The sequence below is a fragment of the Sphingobacterium sp. UBA7631 genome, assembly GCF_002483935.1.
GTDB lineage: Bacteria > Bacteroidota > Bacteroidia > Sphingobacteriales > Sphingobacteriaceae > Sphingobacterium > Sphingobacterium multivorum.
Map to the genome: position 1 here is coordinate 96,830 of NZ_DLIX01000008.1, position 16,281 is coordinate 113,110.

Consider the following 16,281-nt stretch of genomic DNA (forward strand, 5'->3'; position numbering starts at 1 on the left):
GTCTGTTATAAATTAATCTTGGGAATTATTGCTGAGATTGAGCGGTATATTTTTATTCTTTATATTCCTTGCCCGTAGCAATGTCAATAAAATAGCCGTCGTCCCGATTGCACTCATTTTTATATTGTACCCACCCGTTGGGATTGATGGTCATGTAGCTTTTGTTGCCGATTCGTTGTTTTGTCTTGTTGTTGTATAAAGTATAGCGACCATCTTTATGCTCCTGTAATGCAAAGATTTGTCGTTTACCATCTAAGGTTTCAATATGTTCGAAATCGGGGTTTATATCCCAAGTCTTTGTACTTGAATTCCATAGGCCTTTTGTAGGTTCTAGATCACCTCGTTTTACATCAATTAAATAAAGATCTTCTGATGAATCGATGTACTTTATTTTTCCGGTCTTCCAATTCTTTTCCAGGGCATTCGAGGTGAGTAACATGTGTTTGTCTGGCCAGACCAAATTACCCACCTGATCCAGGATATAGAAGTTCGGGGCTTTGATGGTGTCCAATAAGTTGCCATCTTTATCCATATATAACCAATCATAAGCCCAGATGGCATGATCGTAGTTAAATCTGCCTAGAATAAAATAGGGCGAATTAGTCACCGAATAAACTAAGGATATTTCTTTTAGAAAGGCAATCTGTGTCGCATTGGCTTGTCTAATTTGTTTTGGAAAAGCTTTGTCGTATTGTGGAAAGGCATATATGCTGCCTGTATTATTGTCCTTTAGTAGTTTGGGGATTGCTGGGCTGTAGCGCTCCTGATTGATAGAATCGAGCTGTATGGCCTCATTTTTCCAAAGAAGGTCTATTTTGTCTATGCCTGTCAAAGCGGATAAAACCGGTTTTTTGCTTCGGATATCAAGGATGGTAAAACTGTTTGCTGATGCTGGAATATAACGTCCGTTTTCCAAGGGCATTTCAATGTGTTCTTCTATTTTCTTAAGTTTTTGATCTTTTAGCAGATACAGGTTCCCATTGAGGATCAGATGCTTGTCGTTTAAGGGGTAAGTTGCAAGGTTATATTCGTTCTCATCGTAAGGAATATCTTTTTTCAGCAGAATCTGATTACTTTCCAATACCCGTATTTCAAGCTTGACATAAGTAGCTGTTTTCTTGATATAACTGCTTAGGATATTCCAGTCCCATTTCCAGAAGGGCAATTTCTTTTCATATTCCTGGCGTTTCATCAGAAGAGTCAGCTGCTTGAGGTCTAAGAGCTGTAAATCTGTGTCGGAATAATGTTCGATAAATTCACCTTCGCTGTTAATGATCCCCGTTTGATCCTTTTCATTGGCTACCAGTGCATATCCTGTGGACGTGAAAGGCTGAGCCCAATGGAACTCTTGGGATAGCTTCTTCTGGAATGCGCTGTCGACATAGACAAACTGCTTGTTTTTGGTTTGATAGGGAATCCATTTAACCCGGTCATTTTTTGTGATTATGGCGGATTCCTGTGCACATGCTGTGATACATAGCATAGTTGTTATACTTAGCAATAATGATTTGATCATCCTTTTTTCAATTAATTGAACCTGGTTGTTTGCAGCTCTCATGTTGTTGCAGTTGCTCGTGTTGATTGAGTCCGAATTGCAAATCGTACACGCTCTGAACCCCCTTGGTTTAGAAACTAAAGTAGTGGAAAACAGGCTTTGGAAAAATAGCCGATTTCAGTGATTATCTTGATGATTCAAAAGGAATGTAATTTTTCTTTTGCTGGACTCATAGTTATATCATCCAAGGATGTCAATATTGCGTATGCTTTTTTCTTTGAGCCGATTAATTTGGCTAATCGGCTCAAATTTTGTTTATATTTGAGCCGATTATAAGTTTAAATCGGCTCAAATTATGTATAACTGGCAATATAAAGAGTGGCCTAATTTCATTTATAGGCTTGAAGAGATTCAACCCATAGCGGTTGCATTTGCGCAAGAAATGGGGGCAATACATGGTTTATTAACAGGACTGAATGAAGAACTAAAACAGGAAGCATTTGTAGAGGTACTTATATCTGAAGCTATGAAAACCTCGGAAATTGAGGGAGAATATATGAGTCGAGAAGATTTAATGTCTTCAATTAAGAGAAATCTCGGTATTCAGGGCGATGTTGTTGTTCGTGATCGCAGAGTTGCAGGGATTGCAAAATTAATGACAACAATAAGAGATAGTGCCAATATTGAACTGACTCTCGATGTTATACTGAGATGGCATGCTATATTAATGGCGGGGTTTCCTCAAGTTAACGCTGGAAAGTGGCGTGTGGGGGAGGAGCCTATGCAGATAATTTCAGGTTCATATGGCAAAGAAACCGTTCACTATGAAGCTCCCCCGTCTGCTAACGTTCCAAAAGAGATGGAGCAAATGATTAACTGGTTTAACTCATACGAAGTTAAGGAGTCAGAATATATAATTGCTGCATTGGTCAAGACGGCTATCATTCATCTTTACTTTGAGTCAATTCATCCTTTTGAGGATGGCAATGGGCGAATAGGCAGAGCATTGGCCGAATATACGCTGTCGCACACATTAAAGTCTCCAGTCCTGTTGTCGATATCAAAAACTATTGAGAAAAACAAACAAGTTTATTACGATAATTTAAAAATTGCGCAGGCTAGTTTAGATATTACAGGGTGGATTAGCTACTTTACCAAAGTAATTTTTGAGGCACAAAAGGAAACCAGAGAGCTCATTGAGTTTACTGTAAGAAAAGCAAAATTTTTTGATAGAAACCGTGATCTATTGAATGATAGGCAAATGAAGGTTATCAATCGGATGCTCGAGCAGGGAATTGAAGGTTTTATTGGCGGGATGACTGCAAAAAAATATATTTCTATTACACGGACCTCAAAAGCTACTGCGACTAGGGATCTGCAAAGGTTGCAGGAACTGGGGATAGTTGAACAGTTGGGACATGGGAGATCTGTACGGTACGAACTCATACTTTCTTAACCCCGGGCATAAAGTCCTCGGTGCTTCTATTACTTTTTAGTAACCGGAACCAATAGGACCTGTCCTTTATTGGTTTGATACCAATATCTGTTGCCAAGGTCATCTTCGAAATCATAGTTCACCCGGGATTTATCAACCTTTTTGAAACTTTTTACATCTGGTCCGTTGAATATTTTATTGCCAATGAAAATATGTTTGGCATCCTTGGCGACGGCAAACTTGAGGACCTCAAAAGTCTTTGGATCTGCTTCTGAAAATATCTGTTGCTCATAATAGACATGATTTTTGTCGCGTGACCAGCGGGCTTTTCCGTTTGCTCCTTCCAATAGCTCGAAGCTATCTGCATCAACCTCTGAGTATCCAAATTTCTTACCCGAGATAATCACCAATTGGTCAATGATTACCATTTTCTCATTGAGGAATTTTATGTTGTTTGACGAAGGGAGTTCGATTTCCAGTATACCGATGCCTTGATAAGGCTCGTAGTAAAGCAGTGTATGGTTATCCAGTAGTACATATGCCGCATTGAGAGCCTTAACGTGAGCTGTTTTATAGTGGAGCGAAAGAATACCTTTGTTGGTGACTACCGAAAGCTGATTTTTATCTTTTACAAAGTTGTTGTTGACAACGCTGAAAGTCGCATAGTCGACGTGAAGGGGTTGATACTTATAAAAGTAATGTGCTTTGTCTTTAGCTAGTGCCGGCAGTTGATCATATAACGTCGTAAAAGTTGCCGGATCGGCTCCATCAATAATGGTGAGCTGGTTTTGGCTGCAATCGGAAGTAGCCGAAGCAAAACCTTCAAACTTGAATACGTGTTGTTGATCGACAGGAATCCTGTTTTTCAGTTGAAAGGTCTTTACGTCGACGAGTTGTTGGGGGCAGCCCATGAAATAGAGGTGATCTTTATCGCGGGCATAGACATCTTTAATCACTGAAAAACTAGCTACATCGGCAACGGTCTTTCTCGACCCTCTTTCAAAACCATTGCCGCCCGGTATAAAATAAATCGCGCCGTTCTTTTTATAGTAGTCTTCAGATAAAGGACTGACCTGCTCCTTGCAGGAAAGGAGTAGACTTATCAAAGCACTTAGGATTCCCATTTTTAAACTACTGTTCATAACTGTAAATGCTATGTTCTATAGCAATTATTAAAGATCTATTCCGCTAAAGATAACGGAAATATATAAGTAATCTGTCGATTGTTTACAATTCGCTTCTCGCTATTTATAATTCGTGTATTTAAAGCTCTATTGGATTTACTTATTGGCTATTTTTAAACATACACAAGTGAAATCTAAAAAAATAATTTGTTTTTAAATTGTTAATTTATATATTTGTATATATTAACTATATAATTGTATTGTTATTGTTTTTCTTGTAATTGAATTACAAAGTGTTTTAGTTATCAAATTACCAGCGGTAGCTCATCACTTTTTCACGAAATGAAAGTTTCGATACATTTTTAATTGTGGTGCTGGTATTTCCTAAAAAGCCAAGGGGCGAACGTCTATCTAATAAAACGTGTTGACCCTATGTAGTCTCCTTGGATATTATACTATCTTTTTTACAAATTAAGTATTGATTATTTGCAATAATGGTCTTTAACAGTTTGATCTGTTGGTCTGTTTTATTGCGCCGATTTTTTAACCTTAAATCATTTAGTATGGAAATTAATAGCCAATTAATTATTGATCGGCTTTCCCAGCGTATGGATCTCGATCGTGCCTATGTCGTTAAATATCAATTTCTCGATCAGGAATCGCATCATTTAGTTTTAGCGCTTAAACCCGTGAGTGGACTTTCACACAAAGTGCTAAAACCTATTGTGGAATTGTGCTTGATGGATCAGGAGAACATTTCATTTGAATTGATTTTTGCGCCAGAATTGAAGAATAAAATAAAGCTTGGGAGCTTATTTTATTGTTATGCGATCTTGCCTCAGCATGAGATTTTTAGTAGTACACGAAGTAGTTCTCTCATCATTAAAGGTAAGGAAATACGTGGCATATTGGATCTCTCGGAAAAGTATTATGAGAAGGCGACTGCTGTATCCGCGGAGTTTTTACAGGGAGCACAAACATTTGCAGAAATAGCCAATTATCCGCGTGCCTTATTTATGGTTCACCAAAGTTTGGAAAGTCATCTGAAACTGCTTCAAGTAATGGTAGAAGGTAAGGGAAATAATGTACATAGTTTTGACAGTCGAATTCGGAGCCTGCATACGCATTTTCCGATGTTCAAATCGGTCTTTATGGGAGAGGCAGACGAAGATAAGATGCGTTTTGCATTACTGGATAATTCTTTTAATGCCGTTAATCAAAATAGAGACCTGGATATTTCAGCCGTAGATGCTTCGCAACTATATGATCGTTGTCTCGTATTGCAGGCTGCAATAGAAAAGTTGTTCCGCTACTTTACGGAAGCCTTGCAGGCCGTATACGATGCGCTTGTGGCCGCAGAGGGCGCTGCTCAAGCGGCGCTAGAAAAGAGCAAGTTGGCTAAAATGAAGGAACAAGAGCAAGTTGAAGCTGGTGCAGACTTTCATAGTTTCCCTTGGCCAGCGCAATATCAGAGCGATGTACAGGAGTTGTTGCATCAGATCCACCAGGAAAATAACCCCGAACAAATGATGTTGCTCAATTATTATGTCAGCGATGCCCATGGAAAAGGGCTGTTTGATTTTCCTCGTCAGGAAAATGGAAAAACAGAAATCTACCTTGTTGTGATAAAAAAGAAATTGGGTCACTGTCACTTTCGAAAAGTCGCTTACGGTCAAGTTACTGCAGTTGTAGCTTTTATTAGCACAGATTTTCTGGCAACAAAATTGGATCTGGGTAGCCGTTTCTCTCATACCATCTGGAATGAATCTGTTGTTCTCTATCGCCATCCGCGTTATAAACCGACTTACTCGGTTGTACCTGTTGATTGGCATAGTACCTTATTTAAGACCTCAATTTCATGGGTGCGGAATTCAAAACTCATGCAGAATCTTTTGGCTGTTTTTTCTTCTGAAGGCCTTTCTAGTGCTCAATTGGCTGTATTATTTTTAAATCAGTTGACTTCTATTGGACTATATAGTTATCTATATCTCCGAATCGGTTATGCGCCAATGAATGTCACCATTGCAGATCTGGTGGATTGGACATGTATCTGTGATAAAAAGGTGAAAGAATTTTTTACAGCAAGAAATGAGGTGGAGGAAATATTGAATGCAGAGCTGTTAAAACAAATGAAAGGGCGAGTCTATGAGCTTCCTTCACCATTGGCTCAGCTTGATATGGACTATTTTAGGTCAAAAGCGAAGGAAATTACGGATTTCTTTGTCGATCTCTGCGATCAGAGCATACGGTATATGGAGCTGAAATCGGAGGTTAATTTCAATAAGCAATAAAAAAGGATTTATGGGAAATAGTGTTGAAAATCTGGGGCTATCAACAGATGTTGCTCCGATTATACCTGACAAAGAGAGGAATAGCTTTATTATTCCTTGGGAAAATCAAGAGGATCTTTATATTTCATCAAACTACTTTCTTAAGCTCTATAAAGGAGAAATACCACTGGAAGATTTCCACCTTTATAGTTACAGCGTTAGGATAATCAAAGTCAACAAGTTTAAATGGTCATTTTCTCTAAGAAGAGATGGAAATTATAAAAGCAAATATCTCAAAATTGATCTCGAGATCAAAGAAATCGGATTGAAGGTTAAGTGCGATTGTAAAAAGCGTCATGATAGTCTGTGTGATTATGTAATTATTGGACTTTATCGTAAGTTTTTACTCAGTAATAAATTCTTAAATGATTTATATGCAAAAGATATTGCCCTCCTACCCGAAAGTCAGCATAAGTTCTTTCAATTGGGTATTTCAAGGCTATATTACCGCAATGATAAGGTTTGTATTGAAAATCATAATCAATTTGGTCAGGTATATAATTACTTCGACCACCAGGAACTTGAATCGGAATTACTAGATGTAGCATCTGAAAACCAATGGCTAGGAAAGCTTGGGGCGCCTTTTCCGGACTTTATGTATGTTGTTCCTAGAGAGCGTCAGTTGGACGGACTGCCCTTTTTAATACCTTTTGAAATAGACAGTAAGATAAATTATTTAGGAGAATTTGGTAATGAGTTGGCGAATTTTGCTGATAGCGATGTTTTAAAAATCGATTTATGTCGTAAGATTCTAGCCTTTTCCAAAAGTCCACAAAGACAATTAGGGGATAGGGAAAAAGAAGACGTGCGAAATGACTTTAATCGTTTGGAGAAGGATTTTATCATCAGTGCTTGGCGTAAACTTTTGGAAGGAAAATCGGATCAAAGATTACGTGTTGCCTTTGTCGATAGAAATAATTTAAAAACTACAATTGAAAACTTCAAATATCCATCCAAATATCGTACAACTTATCGGAATGTGATTTTGGCGGGCGATGATCTTAGTGTGAAATTTCATTTGAAAGAAAGCAGCGATCACCTGCTTCTATCGTTAATTCTTGTCTACAGTGGAGAGGAGTTGAAAGACTATACATCCGAATGTCGGTCCAATTTCTTCTTTATCAATTTGAACGAAGATGAGTGTCTTTTTGTTGATAATCTTCAAAAGGAGTTTCTATTACGTTTCTTTTACAGTATTTCTACTAAAATCACGGTGTTAAAGAAGGACTATGAGGATTTCTTTACACATTTATTGATACCACTGTCAACATCGTTTCACATAGACCTTGAACCTTTAAACAAGGATACAGTTTTTATTTCTAATACCGCTCATCATGTGCCTCAATTTAAGGTTGTGGTGGAGAAAGACGACGATGATCATTTAAATTTCGAATTGAAAGCTACGCTGAGTGAAAAGGAAGAATATGTAATTCCATATGGAGGAAACTTGATTTTAAAACCGGAAAATGGAATCTGCCTGTATACGGAGAGAGATCTTGTTGGCGAGCATGAGTTTAATACCTTTATTGAAGCACAGTTGCCAAATTTGAAAAGCTGCACCAATAGAATGGTTAAGCGCTTGGAATGGCAGGCGCATAGCAACAGAAATAGACTGTATGAATTTATAAAAAAATGTAAGAGCAAGGGGTACAAAACTATTCTGAACAATATTTCAAAGGGAGCTTATTTGCTGCCACACCAACTGAAATGGGAAGTATTGGATATTCGTCAGGACAATAATGTATTTTCCATTTACATGATTTTCAAATTTGGAACAACGGCCTATTTACCGGGAGAGTTTGAAGAAAAGATCATAAACGACTACAGTAGCATCCAATTGGCAGATAAATCTTTCGGATATATTAAAGCCTCAGATAAAGCATTATTTGATGTGCTGTTTAATTATGCGCTGGTTGAAACCGACTGTCTTAAACTCACTTCAGCCCAATTGCTATCTTTCCAAACACGGCTGGATCGAATTGATCCCCGTATTATTCAAAATAGCCTAGCTGAACGTCGAAAGAAACTGTTGGATACGGATGAAATAGCCCTGTTGGATGTTCCAAAAGCGATCCAGGCAGAGTTGCGTCCTTACCAACAGGCAGGGTTTAGCTGGATGGTATTCTTAAGCGATTTTCAATGGGGCGGTATCTTGGCTGATGATATGGGATTAGGGAAAACATTACAGGCAATAACGCTTTTGGAATATTTCTATCAAAATAATCCAAAGGCAGCCCCCTCAATTATTATTGTACCCAATTCCCTACTATTCAATTGGCTGGCTGAATTCAAGAAATTTTCTCCAAATCGTCGAACATCTATTTATCATGGACAAAAAAGGAGGGAAGTCACGGAAATAGAGAACGAATCCATCTTGATTACAACCTATGGAACAGTTATGATGGAGCTTGACTTTCTTAAATCCCAGTCCTTTAGTTACATGATTTTAGATGAGTCGCAGGCGATAAAAAATCGTCATTCAAAAAGATTTAAATCGCTAACTGAGCTAAAGTCCTGCTATCGAATAGCGATGACTGGAACACCTATTGAAAATGGGGTGGAAGATATCTACGCACAAATGAGTATGGTCAACCCTGGTTTTTTTGGAACTTATGGCAGTTTCAATAACACTTATCGAGGGATCAAAGATGAAAATACAGCGCAAACAACTATCCTTGGGCTTCAAAAGATGATCCAACCTTTTATTCTTCGGCGTACAAAAAAACAGGTTGCCTTGGATCTTCCTGAAAAGACCGAGACAATTCTGTATATGGATATGCTTCCGGAGCAAAGAAAGATATATGATAAGGTCAGAAAGATATTCAAGGGGGAGATTGAAAGTAATCTGAATAGTGCCGATTCCACAAAATCCAAATTTTTGGCGATAGAGGCGCTGCAAAAACTACGACAGCTGTGCAATTCGCCCATGCTGATGAAAGATGGTGGCTTCGGTCATGATTCGATCAAATTGGATTTTATTGATGAGATCATGGATGAAGTAGCTCCGAATCATAAGATTCTTCTCTTTTCGGCGTATACGTCCATGCTAAAGCTCGTGGCACAACGAATCGAAAATAAGGGTATAGCGTATGCCTATCTTGATGGTAAAATGAATCAGGATCAGCGGCAAAATGCGGTCGAAAGATTTCAGAACGAGAACGGATGCCGTGTGTTTTTAATCAGCCTCAAAGCCGGAGGAACAGGCTTGAATCTGACCGCAGCTGATTATGTTTATATTTTGGATCCCTGGTGGAATCCCGCTGCCGAAGCACAGGCAATAGATCGGTGCTACCGCATTGGTCAGGACAAGCATGTCATGGCTTACAAGATTGTTTGTCGGGATTCCGTTGAGGAGTACATCTTAGCACTCCAAGAAAGTAAAAAACGAATATCCGAAGGACTTATTTTAGATGAAACGAATCTGATGAAATCGATCAGTAAAGAAGAGCTGCTTAAATTATTTGAATAACCAATTACAAAATAAATTATGAAAACAGAATCTATTCTAAAAACTTCCTATTCGGGAATGATGTATTCACACGATTTTCAGCTTTGGTACACCTATCTTAAGCGGCGTATTCAACAAGAGTGGAGGCCGGAGGAACTGTCGTTTTTACTGGGGAAAGCCGATCACGCTTATTTGGATTTTGAGAAAATGTATCAAGTTCGAAAATTTTTAATACAAGAGTCCATCCTGCTCGACCGCATCTATGCAAGTTCCTGCATAGAAGCGATGGAATTCCACCGTGAAAAATATGAAGTTTCCGAAGAGCGTCTCGTGCGCCTACATATCGAAGAGGATGAGGTAAAATGGAGTTATACGCTCGAATTACCTTGGCAGTTTGTAGCTGGAGATAATAAACCCGCTGCTCCAAAATTACAATTTGAAGAATGGAAGGCTGAAAAGGACCTTCAGATAGAATCGGATGCAATGTTGCATGTACGACAGAAAATTAACCTCCTTTTGGATGTGGATTTCTTCAGATCGGGGGCTTCTCCCTATCAGTTGTTTCGGAAAGTTAAGGATACGGGATTGGCTCACCTCCGGATTTATCCAAGACATTTGAAAAATGTACTGTATGGACTCATTCAGCAAAATAAATTGGTCATCATAAATGTGGAAGGAAGGTATTCTTTTTATCCAGTTGATAGAAAGGGAGAGCATGCAATATTTAATTAGTGGTGGTGAGAGATAAAACAACGTACACAGCATAACGCTATGTTAAGTTTGATCAACTTTGTAAAATACGACGATCAAAATGTGTAGACCTAGCTAGTCACTGGCAAGGTACCTATAGTGATTATAACATGCAATCAAAATGAATCGCTATATTTAAGCATGCACGCAAAACCCGAACAACGTAAAACATCAATAGTGCCGACATTATACAACGTCCTTGTTGGTACTATTGGTGTTTTTGCTATTTTGACAGTTTGTTTCTATCATAATGATCTGGACGTCGACGGTAATTTAACCGTAGGATTTCCCTGGATATTCTTTCGGAAAGGGAGTGGCTATAGCCTGGATCTTAATGAGCAGGTCGGATACCACGAATTTGAACCTCTAAAATTGATCGGCAATATTCTTTTTTCTGCAACACTGGCTCTGATGATCTTCTGGATATATCGCGCCACCATAGGAAAGCGCTAGAAATTTTATAAATTTCATAAAGAATGCCAAGAATACATTCGCTAGTTTCAGGCTCCTTGACTACAATAAATTATTCTCCTTAATAAGGTTTCTGTAATACTGTAAACTCTCCTCTAAATAAGAAATATAACTCTCTTTGTCGCGTAAAAGCTGCTTTTCGTTTGCTAAGGGTAATTTTTCTTGCTTTAACTGAGCTGTCGGAGAATTGATCAGACTATTCATATCCGTGTTTAATATATCCGCAATTTGCTGTAAACGCTCAATGTCTATCTTCGTTGTTCCGATCTCAAGATTCTGATAGGCTTTTAATGATATATATAATTGTTCAGCCATTGCCCGTTGGGAAATCTTGAGATATTTCCTACGCTCTTTAACGGCTTTGATAATTTCTTGTGATGTAACATTGCTCATGGTTAATAGAATGCAAATTAATGTGAATACAGGGTTTGGTATAAACAAAGATAAGTATTTTGAAAATATAATCTACTTATGTGGTAGTCTTTATTTTTATTTATTTAAAAACCACTGCTATCCTCCTCGTAAAGCCTTCTTCGTAAAGGCGTATTAAATCTTCATAGCACCATTTAATATAGGAACATTTTCTACCTAACTGTTGGAAATGAATAGTCAAACCACTTATTTTTGAATAGTCTACTTATTTGGTAGTTTTTATAAAATAATAAACATATGACTAAAGTATTTACATTGATTGCATCGCTCACTTTCTCTACAGCGATTATGGCGCAGCATAAAACTGTTCTGTTAAACGGTCAAGTGACTGGCTATACCGCGCAGGACAAAGCTTTTCTGAGCTATCGGAATGGTACACAACGTGTCGTAGATTCCGTCAACATTGGTTCAAATGGAACATTTCAATTCAGTTATACGATTGCTGATCCGACAGTAGCCAGCCTAGCGGTAGGTAAGACACTTGCCCTGGCTCAACGTTCAAAAAATCTAACACTTTATCTTGAAAACACAGCGATCAAGGTTCAATCCACCGATTCATTAAAAAATCCATTGATCCAGGGAGGGAATACAAATAAGGAGCTTAGCCAATTGAAGAAACGGCTGGAACAAATTGCTCCTTTGCGTGATGCGTTGAATACAAAATATTTTTCGGCGAGCCCAGAGCAACGAAATTCCCCAGAATTCAAAAAAGAAATTGAACAGCTCAGTGAGCATTATCAGCTTGAGAATAAGAAAATTCTGGAAGCCTTTATCTCAGAGAATCCTAATTCTTTCGTTAGCTTAGACCGGATTGCAGAAGTTGTTGGCTATGCTCCTGAGGCTGACGAACTAGACCGATATTTCAAACAGCTCAGTCCAGAAATACGTCATTCGGAAAAAGGAAAAGCTTTTGCACTACAGATTGATCAAACCAAGGCGACATCAATCGGACAGATTGCTCCGGCTTTTACCCAGGCTAACCCGGATGGGAAAAATATCTCCCTTGCCGATTATCGGGGTAAATATGTGTTATTGGATTTCTGGGCAAGTTGGTGTGGCCCCTGCCGTCAGGAAAATCCCAATGTCGTAAAAGCTTATCATGCCCTAAAAAATAAAAAATTTACCGTGCTCGGCGTATCTTTAGATCAACCTGGCAAAAAGAACAGCTGGCTAAAAGCTATTGCAGATGATAAATTAGAATGGGATCAGGTTTCGGACCTTAATTTTTGGGATAACCAGGTCGCTAAGCTTTATAATATCCGATCGATTCCTCAAAATTTTCTGATCGATCCCAATGGAAAAATTATTGCCAAAAACCTTCGTGGTGAAGATTTGGAACTCCAACTTTCTAAATATATCGTTGATTAAACGGTAAACATGCAGAATTTATGAAAAGACAGTTATCGATTTTATCCCGTAAAAAAAACATTTCCTCAACGACGGTCATTGTTGTTGACGAAAAATGGAAAGTGATTTTTATGCTACAACAGCTAACCTCAGCCTATATTTCCCAAGCACGAATGTGCATGCCTATTCCATATATGTAGGTCTAAACTACTCCCGCTATTTTATTCATTGACGATATGGGGTTTACCTCATGTTGTTCTACTTTTTTGTCGCAATAAGGGATGCCGAGCAAATGCCCCTAGGGTATTGCTTTGTCCCTGTGTGACATGCTACACTTTTATTAATCGAAAATTACAATGAAACAAAAATTAATCTATTTTTTGTTGGGAATCCTCTTTGTCACCCATGTCCAGGCACAGTCTGCTCGTAAAGTCAGCGGAATTGTATCTGCTGCGGATGGCACGCCTTTGGCTGGAGTTTCTATCCGGGTAGAGAACACAAAAGAAGCCACACAAACAGGTAGAGATGGTCAATATAGCATCCATGTCGCAGCTTCTGAAAAACTGATATTTAGCTTCATAGGCTATCAGGTCCGTCACATTGATTTAAAAGGACGATCAACGTTGGATATTGTGTTACTGAAAGAGGAGTCTGTCTTGGATGAAGTTGTGGTATCGGCAGGAGGAATTCTCCGAACTCCACGCGAGCAGGGCTATGCAACCACACAGGTTACCGGCGAAAACCTCACCCAGGGAAAATCACCGACTATTGCCGGAGGACTTCAGGGCAAGGTCCCAGGATTACAGATCAATCAGATCAGCAGTGGCGTAAATCCCAACTACAGGTTGGTGCTTAGAGGAAACAGATCTTTATTAGGAGACAATACGGCTTTGATCGTATTGGACAATGGGGTTGTAAGTAGCGATTTGCTCAACAATATTAATCCCGCCGATGTAGAGAATGTACAGGTCTTAAACGGCGCTGCCGGTGCAGCAGCATATGGGGCCGAAGGATCCAATGGAGTGCTTATCATTACAACAAAGAAGGGGCAGGCGGGACGTACCGCGATCAACTTGAGTAATACTTTTACGTTGGAAGAAATCAGTTTCTTCCCGAAGTTACAGGATAAGTTTGGCGCAGGGTCCACTTCGGGTGCACAGATCTACAACCCCGAAGAGAACCAACAGTATGGTCCAGCCTTCGACGGGTCTACGGTTGCGATTGGTAACCCGCTGGAAAATGGTGAACAGCAATACGGCATATATTCTCCGCGCAAAGATCGTTTTGATTTTTGGAATGTCGGCCGCAATAACCAAACCGATCTTTCAATCTCCTCCGGAAATGATAAATCTTCTCAATACATTGCCGGGCAATATCTTACCGGTAGAGGAACAACCCCTGGCGATAAATACAATCGGATCTCTTTTCGTTTGAACGGTACAAGAGCTTTTTATCCCAATCTGACCCTGGATTATTCAGCGAGTTATGTCGAGAACTTTTATGATATTACCTCAGCCACAAGCTCCATTTATACACAGTTAACACAGACTCCAGCCAACATTCCATTATTGAGTTACAAAGACTATGTCAATAATCCTTTTGCAACACCTGATGGCTGGTACAATCCCTGGTACTTAAATCCGTATTGGACAGCGGATAATTACCGATCGAAAACAAAAAATAGCTATTTGACGGCCAAAATTGAACTGAAGTATCGTCCGACAACTTGGTTGGAGTTTACCTATAGACCCTCAATTTCCAACCGATGGTATGATTCAAAATCTGTTTCACCCAAACAGACATACTCGAGCTATTCTGTCAATACCATTGGACGTACCAATTTAGCGGGAGGTGTTTCGGATACTGAATATAACAGTGCCCGTATCAACCATGATCTTCAGATAGGCATAAAAAAGGATGTCAATGATTTCTCTTTCAATTTTAATCTGACCGGTACTGCCATTAGTCGACGGTATAAATCGGTGGCTGTTTCGGCATCAGGTCTTGAAATTCCGGGGCTTTACAACGTGTCCAACCGAATCGGGGAAGCTGGCGCCAGCGAGTCGAATACACTGGCGCGTACATTTGCGGTATGGGGTGATCTCCTGGTTGGATACAAGGATTATCTTTTCTTACATGCTACAGGCCGTAACGATTGGACATCCGTACTCAGCAAAGCAAATAGGTCTTATTTCTACCCTTCTGTAGACCTGTCTTTTATTCCAACAGATGCCTTCAAGCAATTAAAAGACAACTCGATTGTCAATTACTGGAAGTTGAGAGGTGGTCTGTCGCGCACTGGCTATGTCAACGTGGATCCTTACTCGCTGGTACCTACCTTCTCCTCAGTTACAGGATATAGTAGCGGAACTTTCTTTTCTCAGGGAAGCCGGATTATTTCATCTAATTTAAAACCGGAGATTACAACAGGGGTAGAGTTTGGTACCGATTTTAGGTTGTGGGATAACCGCATTGATGCAAATATCACGTACTATCATACCGGAACAACAGGACAGGCGATTCCTGCCGGGATAGCAATTTCTTCCGGCTATTCTCAATTTTATGTCAATACGGGTAAAGTCACAAACGAGGGGATTGAAACTGCTCTGCATATCACGCCTTTTCGTAGCAGAGACTTTCAGCTAACGGTTGGGGGAAACTATACGCACAATAAAAATATTTTACAGGATCTTTACCCTGGACTAGATCGTATTTCCATTAATGGAAGTAGTGTGATATATGCACAGAAGGGCTACGAGCTGAATCAGATTATTGTTTCAGATTATTCCCGTGATGAGCAGGGCCGTGTCATTGTCGACTTAAATACGGGTTACCCTTCCGTGGCTTCTGAAAGCAAAATACTTGGCAATACCACACCACGTCACCGCTTGGGTCTTGATCTGTCTTTACGTTGGAAGGATTTCTCTTTCAGCACCCTTTTTGAATATCGTGGTGGATACAAATTTGCCGCTATAGACCTCGGTAGTACGCTTGATTTTGGCGGTTCATCGGCTCGAAGTGCCTACTACAACCGGGAGCAGTTTGTCTTTCCAAACTCTTCTTATTTAGATGCCACAAGTGGTCAATATGTGGCCAATGATCATATTACAGTTTCAGATGGCGGAGCTGGATTTTGGACTTCGGGTACATATAACAGAGGTGTGTACAGCAATTATGTGATTTCTGGAAATTATTGGAAGTGGCGCGAGGCCTCGCTTTCCTACCGCTTACCGCAGCATATCATTTCCCGCTTAAAAGGGGTGAAAGCTGCTTCAGTCAGCATCCAAGGGCGCAACCTATTGTTATTTGCCCCTAAGTCCAACGAATATACCGACCCTGATTACAGTGCCAATGATAACAATGCAATAGGAGTCTCGACAACAGGACAGACTCCACCGACACGCTATTTTGGGGCTACACTATCACTTACTTTTTAACTAGTGAACAAT

At 39.5% G+C, this 16,281-nt stretch carries 11 protein-coding genes; 8 read left to right on the plus strand and 3 right to left on the minus strand.

The features are described from left to right. Positions 1-52: 52 nt before the first annotated feature. Positions 53-1,516 carry a hypothetical protein gene (locus B3P16_RS15045; RefSeq protein WP_286752265.1) on the minus strand — a complete coding sequence of 488 codons (1,464 nt, stop codon included), beginning with the start codon at positions 1,514-1,516 and terminating at the stop codon, positions 53-55. Between the two features lie 334 nt (positions 1,517-1,850). On the opposite strand from B3P16_RS15045, the gene B3P16_RS15050 reads away from it, so the two are divergent. Continuing rightward, the gene (locus B3P16_RS15050; protein ID WP_286752266.1) at positions 1,851-2,951 is read left to right on the plus strand and encodes a Fic family protein; all 1,101 of its coding nucleotides are present in this window, start codon (positions 1,851-1,853) and stop codon (positions 2,949-2,951) included. A 29-nt stretch (positions 2,952-2,980) separates the two neighbouring features. Here the strand turns inward: B3P16_RS15050 and B3P16_RS15055 are convergent, their stop codons facing one another. Continuing rightward, on the minus strand, positions 2,981-4,054 hold the full coding sequence (locus B3P16_RS15055; RefSeq protein WP_286843428.1) for a DKNYY domain-containing protein: 1,074 nt from the start codon (positions 4,052-4,054) through the stop codon (positions 2,981-2,983). A gap of 563 nt (positions 4,055-4,617) precedes the next feature. Between B3P16_RS15055 and B3P16_RS15060 the strand changes: the two genes are divergently transcribed. From B3P16_RS15060 to B3P16_RS15075, 4 genes are all read left to right on the plus strand, one after another. After that, entirely contained in the window at positions 4,618-6,345 is a 1,728-nt protein-coding gene (locus B3P16_RS15060; RefSeq protein ID WP_286752268.1) for a hypothetical protein, read from the plus strand. 10 nt (positions 6,346-6,355) lie between these two features. Further along, a complete protein-coding gene (locus tag B3P16_RS15065) occupies positions 6,356-9,853 on the plus strand; it encodes a DEAD/DEAH box helicase (RefSeq protein ID WP_286752269.1) in 3,498 nt (1,165 codons plus the stop codon). An 18-nt stretch (positions 9,854-9,871) separates the two neighbouring features. Continuing rightward, the gene (locus B3P16_RS15070; protein WP_046674172.1) at positions 9,872-10,564 is read left to right on the plus strand and encodes a hypothetical protein; all 693 of its coding nucleotides are present in this window, start codon (positions 9,872-9,874) and stop codon (positions 10,562-10,564) included. 159 nt (positions 10,565-10,723) lie between these two features. Next, positions 10,724-11,035 (plus strand): hypothetical protein, encoded by a 312-nt coding sequence (locus B3P16_RS15075; protein ID WP_286752270.1) that lies wholly within the window; start codon positions 10,724-10,726, stop codon positions 11,033-11,035. 60 nt (positions 11,036-11,095) lie between these two features. Here the strand turns inward: B3P16_RS15075 and B3P16_RS15080 are convergent, their stop codons facing one another. Then, complete coding sequence (locus B3P16_RS15080; RefSeq protein ID WP_286752271.1) at positions 11,096-11,446, minus strand: helix-turn-helix domain-containing protein; 351 nt, start codon at positions 11,444-11,446, stop codon at positions 11,096-11,098. 276 nt (positions 11,447-11,722) lie between these two features. Here B3P16_RS15080 and B3P16_RS15085 point away from each other — a divergent pair, with 276 nt between their 5' ends. The 3 genes from B3P16_RS15085 (at position 11,723) to B3P16_RS15095 (ending at position 16,269) form a co-directional block, all read left to right on the plus strand. Further along, positions 11,723-12,853, plus strand: coding sequence for a TlpA disulfide reductase family protein (locus B3P16_RS15085; protein WP_286752272.1), 1,131 nt, complete (start codon positions 11,723-11,725; stop codon positions 12,851-12,853). Positions 12,854-12,873: 20 nt separating this feature from the next. Continuing rightward, a complete protein-coding gene (locus B3P16_RS15090; protein ID WP_286752273.1) occupies positions 12,874-13,032 on the plus strand; it encodes a hypothetical protein in 159 nt (52 codons plus the stop codon). A gap of 156 nt (positions 13,033-13,188) precedes the next feature. After that, positions 13,189-16,269, plus strand: a complete 3,081-nt coding sequence (locus B3P16_RS15095; protein WP_286752274.1) for a SusC/RagA family TonB-linked outer membrane protein — start codon at positions 13,189-13,191, stop codon at positions 16,267-16,269. Positions 16,270-16,281 lie beyond the last annotated feature (12 nt).

Coding starts and splice junctions, on each gene's coding strand:
- B3P16_RS15045 (WP_286752265.1), bottom strand. CDS start 1,516: ATGATCAAATCATTATTGCTAAGTATAACAACTATGCTATGTATCACA.
- B3P16_RS15080 (WP_286752271.1), bottom strand. CDS start 11,446: ATGAGCAATGTTACATCACAAGAAATTATCAAAGCCGTTAAAGAGCGT.
- B3P16_RS15090 (WP_286752273.1), top strand. CDS start 12,874: ATGAAAAGACAGTTATCGATTTTATCCCGTAAAAAAAACATTTCCTCA.
- B3P16_RS15075 (WP_286752270.1), top strand. CDS start 10,724: ATGCACGCAAAACCCGAACAACGTAAAACATCAATAGTGCCGACATTA.
- B3P16_RS15070 (WP_046674172.1), top strand. CDS start 9,872: ATGAAAACAGAATCTATTCTAAAAACTTCCTATTCGGGAATGATGTAT.
- B3P16_RS15060 (WP_286752268.1), top strand. CDS start 4,618: ATGGAAATTAATAGCCAATTAATTATTGATCGGCTTTCCCAGCGTATG.
- B3P16_RS15085 (WP_286752272.1), top strand. CDS start 11,723: ATGACTAAAGTATTTACATTGATTGCATCGCTCACTTTCTCTACAGCG.
- B3P16_RS15050 (WP_286752266.1), top strand. CDS start 1,851: ATGTATAACTGGCAATATAAAGAGTGGCCTAATTTCATTTATAGGCTT.
- B3P16_RS15065 (WP_286752269.1), top strand. CDS start 6,356: ATGGGAAATAGTGTTGAAAATCTGGGGCTATCAACAGATGTTGCTCCG.
- B3P16_RS15055 (WP_286843428.1), bottom strand. CDS start 4,054: ATGGGAATCCTAAGTGCTTTGATAAGTCTACTCCTTTCCTGCAAGGAG.
- B3P16_RS15095 (WP_286752274.1), top strand. CDS start 13,189: ATGAAACAAAAATTAATCTATTTTTTGTTGGGAATCCTCTTTGTCACC.